Below are 19,621 nucleotides of genomic sequence, written 5' to 3'. Positions count from 1 at the left end.
ACCACCTGATGTGTTCACACTCTTACTTTCCATAGCATTTTGCGGTGCCTGTACAACATTCACATTCACTTCCATATAGGGTTTGGTTTTATTAAAACGCGTAGATGAAGTCACCAGCCGGATTTTAAAAATATCTGCACCATGCCAACTACCTTGAGGTGTATAAACCAGCGTTCCATCTTCATTAATATTCAGTTTACCTTTGGAAGGTGTTTGTGTCTGTACCACTTGCAAACAACCTGCTTGCCATGCTTCACCTGTAGGATTTTGACCTAATATGGCATCACATTCTTCTTTTGGCACCAAATCACTATCACTAAGATAACTAACTACTGAAATTTTGGCAGTTTCCCCTATAATTAAATCTTCACCCACAAGTCCTGTTGTGCTGGGTACCACAATTTCAATTGCACCACGATCGCATAAATCATTATCTTCATCACGTGCATTATCACGCTGATCTATGCTTTCACATCCCATCACTTTGGAAGTTGAATCAACCTGAAATTTACCTTTATTGATGAATAATGATTCAGCCAGGCTCTTATAGCTCATCAAAATACGCGGGCGAAAATATCCTAAAAAATCTTTATCAGATTGAAAATAAGGACATAATAATGAGTCCGGATCTTCACTTAATGTTTTACATTTTCCATCTAATGCATCACCTGCAATGAGCTGTGTACCAGTCCAGATATCATTTGGATATAGACTGTCGCCTGCCGTACAACTATTCGCCACGACATTATTTTGATTATAAGTTTTATCGGTATTTATAAAAGAACAGTTATTATCCTGAGTAATAGGATATGGATTTCCCAAAACAATACTATTGGCTAAATAGGCTTTTTGCGCAGGCGCATTAAATTGAATCCCTGCTGTATTACCTATGACAGTTAGGTTATTTAAGCCTATACCATCACGAACATTAATTATCCAGCCTTTATTTTTATAAAAAGTACTATTGGCAATTTTATAGGACATGTATGGAAACACAGACAAAGCTGTACTAGCTAAATCTGTAGCAGAATATATATTTGCAGTGCTTGCTGAATTAGTCTCATTTTCTCGAAAAACAGAATTTGATATTCTAAATTGCGGAACCTGACTATAAATAATAGCGCCTTCATCCGCCTTATTTTTTTCAAACAGACTGTATTTAATTTCAACTAGACTACGTGACAATGATTCTGTTTCAGTCGGCACACCTACATTGTAAATGGCACCACCTTGGGTTGCGATACCGCCTGTTAATTTCACATGATCTAAAACCAGATATTCATTGTTAAAAATTAAACCGCCTTGGCTAGCACAAACGCTCTGATCACACCCCTGCAAATTCACTTCAATGAGGTTAACTTGAACTAGGCCCTTTGTTGCATCATCAATATAAAAGATATTATTCTTGCCCACCATTTTAATCGTGGCATTATTTAAACCTGGCTTTATATCGTTTGAAAAACTGCTGTCATACACTGTTTTTAAAGTCAGTGCTGCCGTAATTTTAATTTGGTTATCTAACTTATAGGTTGTTTGTTTTTCAAGCACGATGGTTGCGCTGGAACCTTTACCACCACAGCCCAAATGACCTGCTTCAGGCAACCCCAAATTAACGTATTCTATTGCTTCACGTAATGAACATTCCTTGTCATCTTTTTTAGTATCTTCAGTCGTATTTACGATAATGTCGGCACTATAAGCATGTCCTGCAACGCATAACATCCCTATACCTATGCTCCGTTTGAGCATACCTTTCTCCTTGTATTTTTCTATATATTTTTATTCTTAAGTTGCACATTCCCTGCAACATCGAACTATTTTGCTGTACTTTGTCACAGCTTGAACAATTTCTCAAGATTTTTTATTGTTTACCGATATTCATCGATTAAGGCATAAATTTGTCTTAAATTGGCATGACTGATTCTGGTTTTTTCACCTTTTAACAGTTGAATAAGCTGTTCTAAAGTCTGCAGTAAAACAGAAGTCTGATGAGGTCCATGGACCAATAAATAATCAATGATCTGCTGATCAATATGAATTCCGCGACGTGACAACACCGAGTTCACCAATGCATAACGGTCAGCATATAAACTCCCCGATGGCACTTTAACACTGACTGCCTGAGTCAAGCGTGACTGTAAATCTGGAAGTTCAAGTTTTAACTCAATGGGTGCCATACGCGACGAAAAAACCAGCTGTCCGCCACCTTCATTATTGTAATTAATTAAGTGAAAGACTGCTTTTTGCCAATGTGGAACCCCACTAATTGCTTCAATATCATCAAGTGCAACCAGATCATATTGATCTAATGAAGTAATCGCTTCAGTAGGTGCATCCAGCAATTCCAGCAGTGAAACCTGAATTGCCGATTTGCCAACTTCTAGATAAGAATCACAAATAGCAGAAAGCAAATGACTCTTGCCAGATCCCGCACCGCCATAGACATAAAAGCGGTTCATTAAACCGGCATGGAGTTGCCGAACTGCATCGATCACATGACCCCATCCCGGACCAGAAAAATCGCTAATTCTGGCATCCAGTTGAGGTTCAATATCAAGTTGCAGTTGACGCATATTTGAGTTTTAACCTTAAGGTTCTTTATGATCTATCAATTCAATCTTACTCGATTTTTCAGCATCTTGCAGATTTTTTGAGGGATGATTTTTTAGTTCCACCTCTACATCGACCTGTTCACTTTCAACCGAAATCGAACCTGTGTTAGCACTCTGTATAATCACTGTAGATTGTCCATAAATGTGGCTCTTTTCATAACATTCGCGTGCGTGACGCAACAGGACAACAATGATGGCTGCTCCAGGCAAAGCAATCAGCATTCCCAGAAAGCCGGCAAGCTGGGCACCAGCCAATACTGCAAACACTACCGCAACTGGTGATAGGCCAATTTTATCGCCCAACAGAAAGGGTTGCAGAATATAACCTTCTACCATCTGACCCACCATAAAAACCACACCCACCAAGGCAAGATGGGTCCAGTCGAGACCAAATTGAAATAGTGTGGCGATCACAGCGGCAATAATTCCCACCGCAAAACCCAGATAAGGAATAATACTGGACAAACCTGCAATCATGCCAATAATCAGACCGACTTCCAGTCCAATCATTTGCAAACCTACTGCATAGACCACGCCGAGCAAAAGCATCACCAAGAATTGACCTTTAACAAAGGCACCTAAAACACTATGACATTCACCTACAATGTTTAAAGTTGTCTTTTCATAGGGACGAGGAATCAGACGGCGTAGGCTGTCTAGCATGCGATCCCAATCCAGCAGGAAATAAAAGGCAATAATCGGGATTAATATGATCGTTCCGCCAATTTGAATAAAATTCAGGCCAGACTGGGCAACTTTCAGTACCAGAGCCTGAATACTGTCTGCACTATAATTGGTTTGAATGTAATCCATAATGGCAGAGGACATCTGCTCGGTATCTATTTCCATCGGCATCAAATTAAATGTATGCGACAACCAAGGCAGGAAGGTATAGTTCACCCAGTGAATACCTGCAGGAATACTAGTCTTGGCATACATGAGCTGTTTCCAGACCAATGGAACCAGATACCACATCGCCCAAGTCAGTACGACCCCAATCCCTACAAATACCACACTAATTGCCAGCCATCTCGGCAAGCCTATTCTATGTAATTTATCGACCAATGGACTGAACAAATAAGCAATTAAAAATGCTCCAATAAAAGGCAACACCACAGGTTTAAGTAAATACAGAACCCAAAGGATGAATGCGATTGCTGCAAGTATAAAAATGCGTCGTGAGGTGCGATCGACCATAGAAACTCGCCTTTTTTCAGTTTATTTGTTCTAGACATTAAAATATTTGAATAAAGATAGCATTTTAGCGCATAAATAACATAAGAGTTTCGTATATTCGGGTATAATCGCGGCGCGAATGCGGAGACTTCATTATGAGCAACTCAACTTCTACCCCAAACACTGGTTTAAGCTACAAAGATGCGGGTGTCGACATCGAAGCGGGCGACGCATTAGTCGATCGAATCAAATCTGTCGCTAAGCGCACGAAACGTCCTGAAGTTATGGGCGGTCTAGGTGGCTTTGGCGCACTTTGTAAAATTCCTAAAGGTTATGAAGAACCTGTTCTCGTATCTGGCACGGATGGTGTAGGTACAAAATTACGTTTAGCACTCAACTTAAACCGTCATGACACAATTGGTCAAGACCTGGTTGCAATGTGTGTAAACGATCTTTTGGTTTGTGGTGCTGAACCATTATTCTTCCTCGATTACTATGCAACGGGTCACCTCAATGTTGATGTTGCAGCAAATGTAGTGACAGGTATTGGTGCGGGTTGTGAGCTTGCTGGCTGTGCACTTGTAGGCGGTGAAACTGCTGAAATGCCAGGCATGTATGAAGGTGAAGACTATGACCTTGCAGGTTTCTGTGTAGGTGTAGTTGAGCAAAGCAAAATTATTGATGGCTCTAAAGTCAAAGCAGGTGACGTTTTAGTAGGTGTAGCCTCTTCTGGTGCACATTCAAACGGTTACTCTCTTCTTCGTAAAATTCTTGACGTAAAAAACGTTGACCTGACTCAAATCGTGGATGGTCGCCCGCTTGCAGACGTTGCAATGGAACCAACACGTATTTATGTTAAATCTATCCTTGAATTACTAAAACACGTCGATGTACATGCGATGGCACACATTACAGGTGGCGGCTTACCGGGTAACTTACCGCGCGTACTTCCTAATGGCGCTCAGGCAGTGATTAATGAATCATCTTGGCAATGGCCAGAATTGTTCAAACTGCTTCAACGTGAAGGTGGTGTAGAACAGTTCGAAATGTACCGCACATTTAACTGTGGCGTAGGTATGGTACTGGCTGTTGACGCAGCAGATGCTGACAAAACTGTTGAATTGCTGAATAGCTTGGGCGAAAAAGCATGGACTATGGGTCACATTGTTGATAATGCTGAATCCGTTGAAGGTGCTGACGAAAAAATCCGTGTGGTTTTTGCATAAGTACTTCGCATGATTAAAATTGCTGTCCTGGTTTCAGGAAGTGGAAGTAACCTGCAAGCTCTGATTGATGCCAATCTTTCAGGTCAAATTGCCGGGGTTATTTCCAATAAACCTGAAGCTTATGCTTTAGAACGCGCTGGAAAAGCAGGAATTAAAACCGCCGTTATTGAACACAAGCAATATCCGAATCGGGAAGCCTTTGATGATGTCATGCATCAGCAATTACTCGACTGGGATGTTGATTTAGTGGTGCTGGCAGGCTTTATGCGCATCTTGAGTGCCAAGTTTGTCAAAGCTTGGGAAGGGAAAATGATCAACATTCACCCTTCTCTCTTACCAAATTACAAAGGTATGCATACCCATCAACGTGTACTGAACACCGGTGATGTTTTGCATGGCTGTACGGTTCACTATGTCACTGCTGAACTGGATGCAGGACAGGCACTTGCTCAAGGCGTGTTAAAAGTAAATCTGCATGACAATGTCATCAGTCTTGCCAATCGTGTGCATGTGCTTGAACATCTGATTTATCCGCAAGTAGTAGAATGGATTTGTACGGGTACAATTCAGCATACTGAACAAGGTGTATTGTATCGTGGTCAAGCCATGATTGAGCCGGTGCAGTTCTGCAAGATTTAAAAATGGTTACAATATAAAAAAACGCATCTGAGGATGCGTTTTTTTTATGGCTTGATTTTTTATTGATCAACTGGCGCAGAAATTACGCTGCCTGCTGTTGAATCAATTGCTTAATCAATTCTACGGTCTCTAGCGGTTTTTCCAGCGGAAACATATGACTTCCCGGAACAACTGTATACGGAATACCAAACTTCTTTTTCGCTATTTGCGGAAAGCCACGTGCAATAAATGGCCCTTTCTCAGCTATCAGCAGCTGGACAGGCACTTGAAGTTTTGGCTGTGGCAGCCACCACAATGATGGATTGGTTCTGAAAATATTCACCTCATCCATTTTGGAAATAGTCAACTCCACACCGCCTCGCAGCTTGTCTTCTGTTAAAGCATGATCGATATAGGCCTGGAAACATTCTTCATCAAAATGTTGATAAAAGCCTTTAGAACGAAGCAATTCAGCGGCCTGTTCCCGACTTTCCCAATGATCTCGACGACGTAAGGATAAAGATGCCGGCGACATCTTATCCACAGCCTTTAACTTTAAGGTTTTGGCTACATGCAAAGCAAAGCCGTCTTTGCCCATAATTAAGGGCGGATCAATCATAATGACCTGTTCAAACAGCTCAGGACGTTTTAAGGCCGCCTGAAAAGTCAGCACCGATCCCAAAGAATGGCCAAGGCCGATGACTTTGCGTCCCTGAGCTTGGCGCGTAATGCTGTCAATCACCTGATTAGTTAAGCTGTGCCAGTGATTGTCTATAGGATAACGCTTGTCCGGACCAAGCAAGGGCACGTAAATAATGTCATATTCATCTTTCAGTCCATCAAACAGTTTTTGATAGACCTTCGATGGCACGCCATTGGCGTGCGCAAAGTGGATCAGTGGTTTCATTGCAATTTTGTCGTTTGTTCAGATTGTACTTGCTGTGAAATTGAGCTGGCAAAACCCTGCCCCATTGAACTTCCCACACGTCCCAGAACTGAATCGAAAGGACTATATTCGATGGTGTAATTCACCGCTTTTTCTACTTTCAGTTCACGTTTTAAGCTATTTAAACTACCGGTACGGTCTGCAATGCCCAATTTCACCGCCTGTTCACCTGTCCAGAACAAACCTGAGAAGATTGCAGGATCAGTCGATTTCAATTTTTTCCCACGGCCCTGTTTCACGGCATTGATAAAATGGTCGTGCACATTATCCAGCACCCCTTGTACGTGGGCCTTTTGTGTAGCATCTACCGGCTGAGTCATCGATAAAAGAGCTTTATTTTCACCTGAAGTCATGGTGCGGTCTTCAACGCCCAGTTTCTGCATTAAACCTGTTACTCCGTAGTTCGGCATAATCACACCAATAGAACCAACTAGACTTGAAGGATTGACAATGATCTCATCTGCAGCAGAGGCAATGTAATATGCACCTGAGGCACCTGTATCACCAATGATTGCATACAGTTTTTTGTCTGTATGGGCTTTCTTCAAATATTGAATTTCCTGCCAGATTTCATCCGATTGAACAGGTGAGCCACCTGGAGAATTAATATTTAAAACTACCGCTTTACTTTGTTTATTTTCAAAAGCCTTCTTCAGTGCTTTGACTGTATCGGTGCTATTCACGCTTTGCTTGTCTGCAGCAATGGTGCCAATAATGTCGACCACGGCAATATGCGAACTGGTTGTCGCTGTTGGATCTGTCGTTGAAGTACTGCAGCTTTTAGCCAGTAGTACCAAAATAAACAGGATATAAGCAAAAGTTAAAAATTTAAAAAAGATGCCCCAACGGCGTGCACGGCGCTGTTCTTCTACAGAGGCTAAAACGGCTTTTTCTAAAATGTGCCATTCTTTTCCAGTTATATTTTGCGGATTGGGTTGTATGTTTTGAATTTCATTTTCTGGTTTTGGTGGCCAATCGGACATGAAAAACGATCCAATGTTGAATTAAATTGGACTCATTATATACACTGATCGGGTTAAATCTGTCTAAATTATCGGTTTTCCCTTATAATAAATTTATCTTTTCCATTCATAATGTAATTGACAATACAACAATGACCGATCGAAGCTCCCAGAATACAACATATCGTCTTTTACATTTTATTAGCCGACAACCTATTCAAATTTCTCGATTTATAGCTCGTGGTTTAGCGGGTCTGGTCAATGCCCTTAAAATTTCAAAAACTTCAGAAACCATTCGACTGAATTTAAATATTGCCCTGCCCGAACTGAGCGATGCAGAACGGGAAAAAATTACCGCTCAAGCCATCCGCAATGAACTGATCTCTTATTTTGAGTTCTTCAGTATCTGGGGTTCCAGCAATGAAGCCAATCTTGCGCGCATTCACAAAGTTCATGGCAAGCAGCTGCTTCTGGATGCACTGGCAGAAAACAAAGGTGTGGTGTTAATTGTTCCGCATTTTGGTACCTGGGAAATCATGAATGCTTATATTGCTCAATTTACTAAAATGACCATCATGTATAAGCCGGTAAAAAATGAAGCGGCCGATCTGTTTGTGCGTAACGCGCGCAGTCGTGAACAGGCAACTTTAGTACCTACCGATGAATCCGGAGTTCGCCAGATTTTTAAAGCCTTAAAGCAAGGCGGAACGACGGTTATTTTGCCGGACCACACACCCAATGTTGGCGGTGAAATGATTCCTTATTTTGGACTCCCTTTGGCGACCAGTAATTTGAGTGCCAAACTGATTCAAAAAACCAAGGCCAAAACATTGTTTTTATATGCACTGCGCAATGATGATCAGGGCTTTGATTTGCATTTTGAAGCGATTGATGATCGCATTTATACAGTCGATACCAATCAAGGCACCGGCATTATTTTCCAAGCGATTGAAAACCTGATCCGTCGTTATCCTGAGCATTACCACTGGAGCTATAAACGCTTCAAAGCCAGTCCCGAATTAGATGCACTGTACTATCTTAAGAAACCAGAAGCTTTAGAACTGGTTGCTAAAGTCCGTGCCGAGACAGCAGCTCAAAATACAGCAATTCCATTAGCAAATGAGCAGGTCTTATAATTAAGCTTTATGATTTAAGCTTGGCTGTTGCACGTTTTAACCATTGTCTTTGTTCACGCGCGTAATGTAATTGCATCTGTCCATTAGTCTGTCTGATAAACTGAATACTGCCCTGCTGTACTGTGCTCAATACCGGAATATTCAACTGCTTGAGACGTTGCAGTGTTATTTCGCTGGGATGACCATAGCGGTTATGAAACCCTGCCGATGCAATCACCACTTTCGGTTTTAATTGCTTTAAAAAAGCGTAGGCTGAGCTGTGCCGACTGCCATGATGCCCCAAAACCAGCACATCAACTTTTAAATCCGGATAATCCTGCAGAATTTGATATTCCGTTTGCCAACCTGCATCTCCCATCAGTAAAAAATTTTGATAAGGTTGGGCATGTTTCACCTGCACATACATCACACAGGACATTTCATTTTTCTCAGCGTTGGCATAGACCAGATTTTCGGTTTTGGGTGACAATACGGTCATGTTTACCCGATCACCCCACTGCCAGTTTTGTCCTTGATGACAATAATCAAACCGGCTGGAAGCAGCCACTTCAAGCTGTTCATTTGAATAGACTTGCCTGATGGGTAATTGCTGTTTGATCGACTCATAACCGCCTTTATGATCCTGATCCAGATGAGTCAATATGAGTTGATTCAACTCGCTCACACCCTGCACCGATAAAAAGGGCAAAATGATTTGCTTGCCAATACTAAATTTACTTTCATCATAATTTCCGCCCATGTCTATCATCAGGGTTTGCTCATGATCACGGATAAAAATCGCCTGTCCTTGTCCCACATCCAAGACATTCAGTTCAAATTCGTTTTTACTGCTGTCTAGAGCAATCAAAGGCATAAAACACAATACAGCCCAGGTTTTAGGCAACACATTGCGCGGTAAAAACAGGATGATCAAGCCTAGACACACACTGAACCATACGACAGAATTCATGGCAATCGGTTGTAATGTCGGGGCAATCAGCCGATCTAAAAGTTGCATTAACAACAGCAAAGCAGCTAGACACTGATCATTGATTTGAAAAACCAGACTGCCCAAAGGTTCAGCAATGAAATAGCACAGCGCTGCAAGCAGATCCAATGGAACAATCACCAGACCAATCCAGGGAATGGCAAATAAATTGCTCAGTGGCGTAATCCATGCCATCTGTTTAAAGAACAGGATCATCAGTGGAAATAAGGCTAGAAATATTTTCCATTGCGATTCGATTAAGAGCTTCAACTGCATTTTGAGGTATTGAATTCTAGTCTTCAGCTCATCTGTGCCACTTTGCTGCTGCACGGTCTGATAAATTCGCAGTAACACAAAGCATGCACCATAAGACAGCCAGAACGCGGCCGATAAAATACTGAAAGGGTCAAAAATTAACAGGATTGATGTACTAAAAAGTAAAATATTAAGCGGCCGGACCTTGTGTTTGAACAAGATAAAAACACTGATCAATAAGCAGCTCAACAGCGTTCTTAACGCCGGAATTTCAAAGCCGACAAATGCACAGTACAACGCTACGCTAATACAAAAAGGCCAGATCAGCAGATATTGCTTAGGCCATTTTAAATAGAGCTGGGGTCGATAACGACGAATCAGCTGATGTAAACTCCAGCACAGCAATACGGCAAAAATCAGCACATGCGGCCCAGAGATGGCCAATAAATGACTCATGCCAAAGCGCTGAAACAGTTGCTCGGTTGCTGTATCCAGTAAGCTTTTGTCCCCAGTCAATAAAGCCAGCATCAAACCTTTATGCTGCACCGGCTGCTGCTTGATAAAATAGCGTAACGCCAAACGCTGCTGTTCGACCCGAAGTTGAATCTGATTAGAAACAGAAGCTTGTTGTCTTAGGTATTTTCCATAACCCAAAGCAGCTATCTGCTGTTGCGTCAGCTTTTCTATTGCATTAACTTTAAATCCAGACATGACATTTTGCTGGATATACCATTGCTCCTGATCAAAAGCGCCCTCGGTGGCATAGCTATGGGCCGGCAGAATTTGTCCCTGCAAACGGTAATATTGACCCAATTCAAGTACGGAAGATGAACCTGAATCTGCTTCATTTCTTAAAAATGCCTGCCACTGCACGATTTCATTATGCCGATTCAGCACCTGAATTTTTTGTTGGATGGTCTGATCGCCTTCTTCATTCAGGTTTTTAATATAGGCAATTACTTCCACCTGTTCAGTCTGCTGCTCTCGAAGCAGTAAGCGTTCACTCAGTTGATGATCAGCATAACTATAGCCAAGTGTGATCCCGAGACTTAATCCCACACAGAGCTGTAACAATTTAAAAGATAAAGCATGAACCTGTTTTAAAACAGTCCACTTTAAAATAAGAGTCAGGGTAAAAAGAGCGATACAGGGAATGAATAAAGACTGCAAGATCGGGAAGGTTTTTCCCATGGTTGCAATACCCAGTACCCAGCCAATACATATGATTTGAATCATTGTGATTATAATTTTTTTATTTTTGGCAATATTAAAGCCCACCGCAGTGAGCTTCAATTATTTTTTAAATTTGTCGATCAGTGTCTAGGGTTGGTTGACACTTCGTCTATGTTTGCGACGACGAGTATTTTTTAGATGATACAAGGCGTGAAATACGAAATTTAGTCATTCTAAATGAGTAGTTCACAACGATGTAGCATCAAAAAATATTCACGTCCCGAAGGGTTGAAAGCGAAGATTAGCTTAAACCTTGTCATCAAATTTAAATATATGCCCTTCTTTGCATTTCATTTTTACGCTGTTATATCTCATTGTTTAATTGGAGCTTACAACGCAAACCCTTTATGAAATGTTAACAAACCCTTAATCATCAATCCAGACACCGTCTTGCATATGCAAGATCGAATCGGCAGTTTGTGCCAGCTGTTCATCGTGGGTCACAATCAGCATCGCCATATTGAACTCATTACGTAATTCGCTCAGCAGTTCAAAAATTTTCACCGCCGTTTTACGGTCCAGGTTACCGGTCGGTTCATCCGCCAGCATCAGTTCCGGTTTAGCCACCAGAGCACGTGCCAAGGCAACACGCTGACGTTCACCGCCAGACAGCTCACCCGGTTTATGGGTCATACGATGCGATAATCCAACCCGATTGAGCAGGTATTCAGCCTGTTCTTTAGATTGCTTATAGGTCGTTCCTGCACGCAGCATCAATGGCATAGCCACATTTTCCAACGCCGTAAACTCCGGCAATAGATGATGAAACTGATAAACAAAGCCCAAATGCTGATTTCGCAAATAACCACGTTCAGCTTCACCTAAACTATCAAAGCGCTTGTCGTTTAAGAAGACCTGCCCTTCAGTAGGACAATCCAGACCACCCAGCACATGCAGTAAGGTACTTTTACCGGAACCACTGGAACCGACAATAGAAACAAACTCGCCTTTTTTGACCTGCAAGGACAAATTTTTAATCACTTCTACCGTAGTCTTGCCGTCAGTAAAACTTTTCGAGATATTTTTCGCTTCGAGGACAATATTACTCATAACGTAAGGCCTCAGCTGGTTGAGTTTTGGCAGCACGGAATGCCGGATAAATTGTGGCAAGGAAACTTAGAACCAAGGACAGGCTCACAATCACCACGACATCTTGCCAGCGTAAATAAGACGGCAAGTAATTAATGAAATAAGCATCAAACAGGTTCAAACCGAATGCGGTATTCAACCAACCGATCAAACCACTGATACTCGAAGCGAAGATAATCCCCAAAATAGCACCGGAAACAGTCCCGATCACTCCAATGATGGTGCCCTGTACCATAAAAATTCGGGTAATGGTTGAAGGTGAAGCACCTAAGGTACGCAGAATTGCAATATCGGACTTTTTGTCAGTCACCACCATCACCAGTGAGGACACAATATTAAATACAGCCACCAGTACAATCAGGAACAGTAGCAAGCTGACCATGGCTTTTTCCATCTGAATGGCGCTGAACAAATTCCCGTGGGTAAAGGTCCAGTTCGATGCATAAAAATTGCTTGGCAGATCTTTAACAATATCATCAGCCACTTCAGGCGCCAGGAAAATATCATCCAGTTTTAAACGGACACCTTGGGCACCATCCGGCAAGCGCAATAAAGTTGAAGCATCGTTCAGGGCGATATAACCCATCATCGAATCTACTTCAGCTCCGATACTGAAAATACCGACAATCTTAAAACGCTTGAAACGTGGCACCACTCCTGCAGGAGACGGCGTTGCCTCAGGAAGCACTAAAGTAATATTGTCGTTTAATCCCAAACCCAGTGAATCGGTCATTTGTTTACCTAAAACAATGCCAAATTCACCTTTTTTCAGACTATCAATACTTCCCGCAATCATGTGATTCTGGATAATGGACACTTTCTTTTCGTATTCAGGTTCAATGCCCGTGACCATAATTCCAGCCACTTGGCCCTGTGCAGTTAGCATGCCCTGTAACTGGGTAAATGGTGCTACACCTTTGACATGTTCATGCTGTTCAACTTTTTTTGCAAGTTCCGGCCAATCTGTTAAAATTTGTGTTGAAGAAACAGTAGCTTGAGGTATCATTCCCAAGACACGGTTTTTCAGCTCTCGGTCAAAGCCATTCATTACCGATAACACAGTAATTAATACAGCCACCCCTAGGGTGAGACCGATCATAGACACCAAAGCAATAAAAGAAATAAAGTGGTTACTACGCCGTGCGCGAGTATATCTCAACCCTATGTACAGCGAGATTGGTTTAAACATACCATTTAGTCCGAGGAATAATTATGGAAAATTTACAGCATCAAAGCGGCAATATGGAACGCCGCGTTATGTCGCGAATCGATGCTGCCTTGCGAATTAATTATCAGATTATTTCTGATGATGTCGCACTTAATGACCCTTATGATCCTAACTTTGTGCTGCCCCGCTATTTTCTACTACTCGCAGAATTAGATCAATTTGATCACGCAGTAAACTACGAATTAGAACAATTAACTGAAAAAGATCAACAAATTGCTAGAATATTATCCTTATTCAACCAGAAATTAAACCTTATTACCGGTTCTTTGTACGATGCAATTGTACAATCCATGTTACCAATCCCGGAACATGTCAATTTTTCCGAAACAGGTTTCAGTTTCTTTAATGATCGCCCGATTCAGGAAGGTACTTATATTCATGTGACTTTAAGCCACCCTGAAAATTTCTTCCATATTGCCGCAACTGCTCAGGTCGTCTATAGCCGTGCAGAAGATAACGGTAAGTTCCGCACCGGTGCCTATTTTATTACCTTACACCCACAAGACCGGGTAAAACTGGCCGAATGTGTAATCGTGAGCAAAAATAAAGACTAGTTATTTAACCTTTAGACTGAAGGTTAGATTTGATCTTAGTGGCGAGATTCTGGCTCGCCTTAAGATCACGATAAAAATAAACGAACAGGCCAAACAATAAAATAAAGGATCCCACAAAAACCATCACCGATAATTTTTCATCATTCAGCACAGCACCAAACAGCAGAGCTAACATGGGCGTCAACACGGTGGTCAAAGATAACGTGGTCGCCTTGATATTTTGTACCAGTTTGAAATAACAGAACATGGCGAGCAGTGAAGCCATAATGACCGCATAAAACAGCCCGATCAATGCCTTTGTATTGGGGATATGATCTGGTGCATGCTGCCAGATCAAGGGCAGCATGCACAGTGCAAACAGGCTAGAGACCAAAATGGAGCCCGTCGCCTGCGCCATGGGTTTCAACGGTGCATTGACCTTTTTGACCCAAAAAAGGGAGGCGCAATACACAAAAACACTGATCAGCATCAACCCTATGCCCATCGGCTGGACATGCTGGTCACTTCCTCCCAGACAGATGGTGCCGAGTCCCAATAGCGCAATGCACATCCCCAGCCATTGCAAGCGATGTAAATGAATATTAAAAGCAAAACGTCCGATTAATCCGGTCATGATCGGTGCCAAACCAAACATCAAGGCAATAATGCCAGAGCTTAAATAGCCGGTCGCCAAATAGGTAAAAATTTGCGAACCAATAAAACTACAGGCACCTGCAACATAACTATGCAGGGAAATGGCATTCAAAGGTAATCTGGTTTTCAAAAATACCAACAAGCCCACAGCTAAAGGCAAAGCAATAAAAAAGCGCAGTGCCAAAGCCCATAAACTATGCAGATCAGCAACACTCCAGACGATTGCCAAAGGTGTGGTTGCCCAGATAAATACCAATAAGGCATAGGTGGACATGATGTTGGTTTTTGACGGCATGATTAGCTCAAATTACGGTGTAGTTTTACGTTTCTGTTTCTGAATGGTTTGATCCAGTGCACTGGAAAATTCACGTTTATCTCGTTCAGAAATCGGTGGCGGACCACCCGTATTGACACCTGCTCCGCGTAATGAATCCATAAAATCACGTAAATGCAGACGCGCTTTAACATTGGCGGTGGTATAGATTTCACCGCGAGGATGAATAGCAATTCCACCTTTTTCAATGACTTGAGCAGCCAGAGGAATATCTTGAGTCATGACAATATCATGCTCTTTCATACGTTCAATAATTTCTTTATCTGCAGCATCTGCCCCACTCATGACCTGAATGGAATTAATCCGTACTGACGGGGTAATCCCCACATTTTGATTGGCGACAAACGTCACTTCCAGCTGATAACGATCAGAAGCGCGAATGATCACTTCACGCAGGATTTTAGGCAATGCATCGGCATCCACCCAAAGTTTAAATGGCAGCACACCACATCCATATTTAAAAATAATTATGCCTAGTTTAGCAAATTCCCTGTGACAGGAGGATGGCTAAATCGATTCAGCTGGTGCGCGATTTTTAGATTTCGCCAAGATGCTCATGATTTGCTTAACGAAATTTCAGATTTCATCGTATTCAAATTCAGGAATTTGAGTACATTTCACTGAGTTTAATGGTTAAATTTCACCATTTGACTTGAAATTTAACAATAACCCTCGATTTAATAGATAAATACAACCCAACCCTCGATTGTGAATATGAAAAATCAAAATAGACCGGAACTGATCACCATTGAAGATCAGAACTTTGGCAGTCATGTCGAACATTGGAATCTGCTCACAGAAAATCCGGCTACAGATGTACCCAAGTGGCTAGGGCTGGCCCTGGATGCACCAATCATGCCGATGGGTTTATGTAAACAAGAATGCGACATGGACGCATCAGCCTGGCTGATTCAGGGACCTAAGCAAGCCACAGTAAAATTGACCCAAGTCATTGCCGTTGAAAATAACAAGCCGCAAGCGGTCAAAACAGCTTTCCCAAGTTTTGAAAGCCCGTATAAAGTCCCTGCTACAATTGAACGGATTATTACCTGTAAATCCAACACCCAGGCAGTACTGCGCTTAAACCTAGGTGCCAATACCATTGTCTATGCCTTTGACACGCTATATAGCGTCAATCATGGTCAATACGAAAAAGATCAGCCATATCTTGCCCAGCTCAATGCCTGGGCCTATGAACTGGAAGCTGTTTCGGATCATGAACAACTGGTAGTGGATGATCCTGCTTCCATTAAGCATCACCGTGCCTTAAATGACATTCTTGCGCGCAATAACGGCGTGGCACCTGCCAATTTGCAAGAACAGATTGATGCCTGGGAACCCAAATCGGAAGATGATAAAGACCCGGTCACCGTCGATTTTTCCAAAATGGTTGCCTATCTGTATGGCGAAAATATGGGACAGGAAGATGAAGCCTGGTTCCAGGGCAATATTGTTGGTAAAACATCGATGTCATTTATGGATCAGCCATATACCCTGTATGACGTTGCCTTAATTCATGATGAAAATCAGGAAGCCACATTAATTCGTATTGCCACCAAAAATCAGGCGCATAAAGACTTTGAAATTGGTCAATTCATTCGTGGCAATTTATGGATTCAAGTGAATATTTACGCTAAAAAATAATTGGCTACAACAGGCAGCGCCATCGCATGATTATTCCTGCACCTGTGGCGCTGCTTTTTTATGTGTAGTATTTATTATCTGCAGATTCAATTTGATCAAAATTTATCCACAGTAACGCATTATATTTAATATTTTTAAATTCAAATTAAAATACATTTATCCACAGTTTTAAATTCAAACTTTTATTTTAAATCGTTAGCTCAGCTATTATATTTTTATGAGTTATTTTAAGCTATGTATCCCGCACAGCCCGGTGGTGACAGGAATTTGAAAGCCAGCAGCTATTCTGCTAAATAAAAATAAATATTTTAATTACATATTTTTATTTAGTACTTTATTTAATCAATCTTTTATGCTAAAAATATAAACTAGCAATATAAATTAACGATAAATAAATCGGAATAGAGTTTCCATGAAAATCGTGCAAGAAGAAAATATACAAACAGTTGAACATCAACTGGTTAAACGCTTCCAATTAGACACCATCTCATGCCTATTTTTTGTACTGGGCATGTTTATGTCTACCTACCTTTTGCATCACTTTATTCTTTAAGCTGATTGTAACGATCTTATCTTCAACACCCAGATTCTATTCAATAAAAAGCCCATCATGTGATGGGCTTTTTTAGCTTTAAGGATTAACCATTGCGCTTGGCAAAGTCATCCATAAAATTAACCAGAGCCTGTACGCCTTCTAATGGTACAGCATTGTAAATACTGGCACGCATACCGCCCACTGAACGGTGACCTGCCAAGTTAAGCAGATGATTCGCTTCAGCTTCTTTCAGGAATTGTTTCTCAAGCTCAGCTTTTGCCAAGGTAAACGGTACATTCATGATTGAACGATTTGCTTCTGCAATCGGGTTGGCATAGAAATCGCTGGCATCGATATAACCATACAGTAGCTTGGCTTTTTCAAGGTTGACCTGATGCATGGCATCGACACCGCCATTTTCAAGCAGCCATTCAAATACCAGACCAGACAAGTACCAGGCATAGGTTGATGGTGTGTTGACCATAGACCCGTTTTTCGCCTGATCTGAGTATTTCAAAATGCTTGGAATTTCAGGTTTGGCCTGATCGAGTAAATCTTCGCGGATAATCACTAAAGTTAAGCCGGCAGGACCAATATTCTTTTGTGCACCTGCGTAGATTAAACCGAACTTGGATACATCTAATGGCGCAGATAAAATGCTCGATGAAAAGTCACATACTAGTGGTTTATCTGTTTCAGGAATACCCGCAAACTGAAGACCACCAATAGTTTCGTTATCGGCATAATGCACATAGGCTGCATCATCAGACAGGTTCCAGCTGCTTTGCTCTGTAATCGCCAGTTTACCGTTAATGCTGGTACCCGCTTCTACAACATTAATGTCGCCATAACGTTTTGCTTCTTTCAGGGCTTTTTCTGACCAGATTCCGGTATGAATATAATCAGCCTTGCTGTTTTTACCCAACAGGTTTAAAGGAATAGCAGAGAATTGAAGTGAAGCACCACCTTGCAAGAACAATACTTTGTAGTTCTCTGGAATGTTCATCAGTTTACGCAAATCTGCCTCTGCTTTTTCTGCCACAGCCACATAGTCAGGACTACGGTGACTCATTTCCATGATCGAAAGACCTTTGCCATGCCAATCAAGCAATTCAGCCTGAGCTTGTTCTAAAACGGCAGTAGGTAATGCAGCAGGACCAGCACAGAAGTTGTACGCGCGCATGATTTTTCCTTTCAAAGTGAAACACAATAAAATGATGGCATTTAACCACAGATGGGCGTAGCTTGCAGTAAATTATCCTGAAAATATTTCAATGCTGTCGGACATTTAAAATCAAAATTTCAATGAAGGTGGATTTTACTAAATCCTTTTGCAATCTGTGTTCCAGAGTTTAAAGGGACAACTAGCTCTTAGGGCTGCTCTTTTGCAAATAAAGACTGCAAGATGTGAGTTTTTAGAATCTCGTCACGTGATTGATATACAAATGCATATTAAACAATACAACAACTTATTGATTAGACATACAATTCAATCTATGCAATATAATTGTTACAAAGAAATTGAGAGTCTGATCGATGTCACTGCGTTTAGCTGCATTACCAAAGAAACTTGCTCTACTTATACACCATCATCTTCGTTTTGGAATTTGTACTGCGGGTGTGATTTTTACTTCACAGGTTTTCGCTGAAAGTATCAGCTATGTGCAGGCTGAACAGACCATCCTCAAAGACTCTTATACCACTCAGGCCAATCAGGCTCTGCAGCAGGCTTCCCAACTTGAAGCTGAAGCCATTCAAGGTTTAGGCCTGCCCCGTGTCGATTTAAATGTCCGTGCTTATGCCTTTCATAATGAAGTGGATCTTCCGCTTGGGGCTTTAAAAAATAACTTAGAACAGTCCTTGAGCAATGGCGTAAATAATAAAATTGATGAATTAAATTTAGGCGGCTTTGCCGATCCACTAAAAGAAGGTTTAAAACAACCTATACAGGATGGGGTGGAATTAATTCCAGATGAGTCTACGGTTACATTAGATGATCAGGTCATCCGCCCAACGGTGTCATTGATTATGCCTTTATATAGCGGTGGCCTGACCTCAAGTGCCAAGGAAATAGCGCAGATCAAGGCACAGCGCAGCCAATTGAATAGCAAGCAACAGCAAGATGTACAACGCTTTGAACTGATTCAGGCTTACTTTAATACGCAACTGCAAAAGCAGCTTTTGACCTCCAGTCAATCCAACTTCAATGCCATGCAAACTCATTACAGCAATGCTTTAAAACTGGAGCAACAGGGATTTATCAGCAAAGGCCAGCGTATGCAGTTTGAAGTAGCCAAGAATAATGCCGAGCGTGCTGTGCAAAATGCTGAAGCCAATTTAAGATCCAGCCTGTTTCAGCTCAACAACCTGCTACAACGCAGCCAGATTAACGAACTGAGTACCCCGCTATTTGTCAATTCCAGCCAAAATCAAAACCTGAATGCACTGTTAAAAAGTTATCCGGAGCAATCAG

Annotated in this window: 18 protein-coding genes; 7 read left to right on the top strand and 11 right to left on the bottom strand. The window is 41.6% G+C overall.

All coding sequences use genetic code 11. The annotated features are described in order from the left end of the window. The 3 genes from rbtA to cxpE all read right to left on the bottom strand — a co-directional run. A partial coding sequence (gene rbtA, locus B2Y23_RS06675; protein WP_291369792.1) for a rhombotarget A occupies positions 1 to 1,749 on the bottom strand: 1,749 nt, incomplete at its 3' end. A 119-nt stretch (positions 1,750 to 1,868) separates the two neighbouring features. Next, the gene (gene hda / locus B2Y23_RS06670; RefSeq protein WP_291354741.1) at positions 1,869 to 2,573 is read right to left on the bottom strand and encodes a DnaA regulatory inactivator Hda; all 705 of its coding nucleotides are present in this window, start codon (positions 2,571 to 2,573) and stop codon (positions 1,869 to 1,871) included. Positions 2,574 to 2,588: 15 nt separating this feature from the next. Next, entirely contained in the window at positions 2,589 to 3,809 is a 1,221-nt protein-coding gene (cxpE, locus tag B2Y23_RS06665) for a chloramphenicol efflux transporter CxpE (RefSeq protein WP_291369790.1), read from the bottom strand. 134 nt (positions 3,810 to 3,943) lie between these two features. Between cxpE and purM the strand changes: the two genes are divergently transcribed. Both purM and purN read left to right on the top strand, forming a co-directional pair. Further along, positions 3,944 to 5,014, top strand: a complete 1,071-nt coding sequence (purM, locus tag B2Y23_RS06660; RefSeq protein ID WP_291369788.1) for a phosphoribosylformylglycinamidine cyclo-ligase — start codon at positions 3,944 to 3,946, stop codon at positions 5,012 to 5,014. A 9-nt stretch (positions 5,015 to 5,023) separates the two neighbouring features. After that, positions 5,024 to 5,653 carry a phosphoribosylglycinamide formyltransferase gene (purN, locus tag B2Y23_RS06655; protein WP_291354745.1) on the top strand — a complete coding sequence of 210 codons (630 nt, stop codon included), beginning with the start codon at positions 5,024 to 5,026 and terminating at the stop codon, positions 5,651 to 5,653. A gap of 82 nt (positions 5,654 to 5,735) precedes the next feature. On the opposite strand, the gene B2Y23_RS06650 is transcribed toward purN, so the two are convergent. Together B2Y23_RS06650 and sppA are read right to left on the bottom strand one after the other, a co-directional pair. After that, on the bottom strand, positions 5,736 to 6,539 hold the full coding sequence (locus tag B2Y23_RS06650) for an alpha/beta fold hydrolase (protein ID WP_291354746.1): 804 nt from the start codon (positions 6,537 to 6,539) through the stop codon (positions 5,736 to 5,738). Then, positions 6,536 to 7,561: a signal peptide peptidase SppA gene (sppA, locus tag B2Y23_RS06645; protein ID WP_291354747.1), complete on the bottom strand. Its 1,026-nt coding sequence runs from the start codon at positions 7,559 to 7,561 to the stop codon at positions 6,536 to 6,538. Before sppA ends, B2Y23_RS06650 begins: the two co-directional genes overlap by 4 nt. Positions 7,562 to 7,692: 131 nt before the next feature. On the opposite strand from sppA, the gene B2Y23_RS06640 reads away from it, so the two are divergent. Beyond that, positions 7,693 to 8,676 carry a lysophospholipid acyltransferase family protein gene (locus B2Y23_RS06640; protein ID WP_291354748.1) on the top strand — a complete coding sequence of 328 codons (984 nt, stop codon included), beginning with the start codon at positions 7,693 to 7,695 and terminating at the stop codon, positions 8,674 to 8,676. 7 nt (positions 8,677 to 8,683) lie between these two features. Here the strand turns inward: B2Y23_RS06640 and B2Y23_RS06635 are convergent, their stop codons facing one another. The 3 genes from B2Y23_RS06635 to B2Y23_RS06625 all read right to left on the bottom strand — a co-directional run bounded on the left by B2Y23_RS06635 (position 8,684) and on the right by B2Y23_RS06625 (position 13,409). Continuing rightward, on the bottom strand, positions 8,684 to 11,134 hold the full coding sequence (locus B2Y23_RS06635; protein WP_291369786.1) for a DNA internalization-related competence protein ComEC/Rec2: 2,451 nt from the start codon (positions 11,132 to 11,134) through the stop codon (positions 8,684 to 8,686). A gap of 363 nt (positions 11,135 to 11,497) precedes the next feature. Beyond that, the gene (gene lolD / locus B2Y23_RS06630) at positions 11,498 to 12,181 is read right to left on the bottom strand and encodes a lipoprotein-releasing ABC transporter ATP-binding protein LolD (protein ID WP_291354750.1); all 684 of its coding nucleotides are present in this window, start codon (positions 12,179 to 12,181) and stop codon (positions 11,498 to 11,500) included. Next, entirely contained in the window at positions 12,174 to 13,409 is a 1,236-nt protein-coding gene (locus tag B2Y23_RS06625; protein ID WP_291354751.1) for a lipoprotein-releasing ABC transporter permease subunit, read from the bottom strand. The genes lolD and B2Y23_RS06625 overlap by 8 nt, the downstream gene beginning before the upstream one ends. A 23-nt stretch (positions 13,410 to 13,432) precedes the next feature. On the opposite strand from B2Y23_RS06625, the gene B2Y23_RS06620 reads away from it, so the two are divergent. Beyond that, the gene (locus B2Y23_RS06620) at positions 13,433 to 14,002 is read left to right on the top strand and encodes a PilZ domain-containing protein (RefSeq protein ID WP_291354752.1); all 570 of its coding nucleotides are present in this window, start codon (positions 13,433 to 13,435) and stop codon (positions 14,000 to 14,002) included. Between the two features lie 4 nt (positions 14,003 to 14,006). On the opposite strand, the gene B2Y23_RS06615 is transcribed toward B2Y23_RS06620, so the two are convergent. Both B2Y23_RS06615 and B2Y23_RS06610 read right to left on the bottom strand, forming a co-directional pair. Beyond that, positions 14,007 to 14,930: a DMT family transporter gene (locus B2Y23_RS06615; protein WP_291354753.1), complete on the bottom strand. Its 924-nt coding sequence runs from the start codon at positions 14,928 to 14,930 to the stop codon at positions 14,007 to 14,009. Between the two features lie 12 nt (positions 14,931 to 14,942). Beyond that, positions 14,943 to 15,413, bottom strand: coding sequence for a YaiI/YqxD family protein (locus tag B2Y23_RS06610; RefSeq protein WP_291354754.1), 471 nt, complete (start codon positions 15,411 to 15,413; stop codon positions 14,943 to 14,945). Between the two features lie 270 nt (positions 15,414 to 15,683). Between B2Y23_RS06610 and B2Y23_RS06605 the strand changes: the two genes are divergently transcribed. Both B2Y23_RS06605 and B2Y23_RS06600 read left to right on the top strand, forming a co-directional pair. Next, the gene (locus B2Y23_RS06605) at positions 15,684 to 16,613 is read left to right on the top strand and encodes a hypothetical protein (RefSeq protein WP_291354755.1); all 930 of its coding nucleotides are present in this window, start codon (positions 15,684 to 15,686) and stop codon (positions 16,611 to 16,613) included. 412 nt (positions 16,614 to 17,025) lie between these two features. Beyond that, a complete protein-coding gene (locus B2Y23_RS06600) occupies positions 17,026 to 17,166 on the top strand; it encodes a hypothetical protein (protein ID WP_291369784.1) in 141 nt (46 codons plus the stop codon). Between the two features lie 85 nt (positions 17,167 to 17,251). Here B2Y23_RS06600 and serC read toward each other — a convergent pair whose 3' ends face one another. After that, a complete protein-coding gene (serC, locus tag B2Y23_RS06595) occupies positions 17,252 to 18,331 on the bottom strand; it encodes a 3-phosphoserine/phosphohydroxythreonine transaminase (RefSeq protein WP_291354757.1) in 1,080 nt (359 codons plus the stop codon). A gap of 353 nt (positions 18,332 to 18,684) precedes the next feature. On the opposite strand from serC, the gene B2Y23_RS06590 reads away from it, so the two are divergent. Further along, the coding region (locus tag B2Y23_RS06590; RefSeq protein ID WP_291369782.1) for a TolC family protein at positions 18,685 to 19,621 on the top strand (937 nt) is incomplete at its 3' end.

It is taken from the genome of Acinetobacter sp. UBA5934 (assembly GCF_002430855.1).
Lineage (GTDB): Bacteria > Pseudomonadota > Gammaproteobacteria > Pseudomonadales > Moraxellaceae > Acinetobacter.
This window is presented reverse-complemented; position numbering and strand designations above follow the sequence as displayed.

Coding starts and splice junctions, on each gene's coding strand:
- B2Y23_RS06605 (WP_291354755.1), top strand. CDS start 15,684: ATGAAAAATCAAAATAGACCGGAACTGATCACCATTGAAGATCAGAAC.
- hda (WP_291354741.1), bottom strand. CDS start 2,573: ATGCGTCAACTGCAACTTGATATTGAACCTCAACTGGATGCCAGAATT.
- sppA (WP_291354747.1), bottom strand. CDS start 7,561: ATGTCCGATTGGCCACCAAAACCAGAAAATGAAATTCAAAACATACAA.
- B2Y23_RS06625 (WP_291354751.1), bottom strand. CDS start 13,409: ATGTTTAAACCAATCTCGCTGTACATAGGGTTGAGATATACTCGCGCA.
- cxpE (WP_291369790.1), bottom strand. CDS start 3,809: ATGGTCGATCGCACCTCACGACGCATTTTTATACTTGCAGCAATCGCA.
- purM (WP_291369788.1), top strand. CDS start 3,944: ATGAGCAACTCAACTTCTACCCCAAACACTGGTTTAAGCTACAAAGAT.
- B2Y23_RS06615 (WP_291354753.1), bottom strand. CDS start 14,930: ATGCCGTCAAAAACCAACATCATGTCCACCTATGCCTTATTGGTATTT.
- B2Y23_RS06640 (WP_291354748.1), top strand. CDS start 7,693: ATGACCGATCGAAGCTCCCAGAATACAACATATCGTCTTTTACATTTT.
- B2Y23_RS06635 (WP_291369786.1), bottom strand. CDS start 11,134: ATGATTCAAATCATATGTATTGGCTGGGTACTGGGTATTGCAACCATG.
- lolD (WP_291354750.1), bottom strand. CDS start 12,181: ATGAGTAATATTGTCCTCGAAGCGAAAAATATCTCGAAAAGTTTTACT.
- B2Y23_RS06650 (WP_291354746.1), bottom strand. CDS start 6,539: ATGAAACCACTGATCCACTTTGCGCACGCCAATGGCGTGCCATCGAAG.
- serC (WP_291354757.1), bottom strand. CDS start 18,331: ATGCGCGCGTACAACTTCTGTGCTGGTCCTGCTGCATTACCTACTGCC.
- purN (WP_291354745.1), top strand. CDS start 5,024: ATGATTAAAATTGCTGTCCTGGTTTCAGGAAGTGGAAGTAACCTGCAA.
- B2Y23_RS06600 (WP_291369784.1), top strand. CDS start 17,026: ATGAAAATCGTGCAAGAAGAAAATATACAAACAGTTGAACATCAACTG.
- B2Y23_RS06620 (WP_291354752.1), top strand. CDS start 13,433: ATGGAAAATTTACAGCATCAAAGCGGCAATATGGAACGCCGCGTTATG.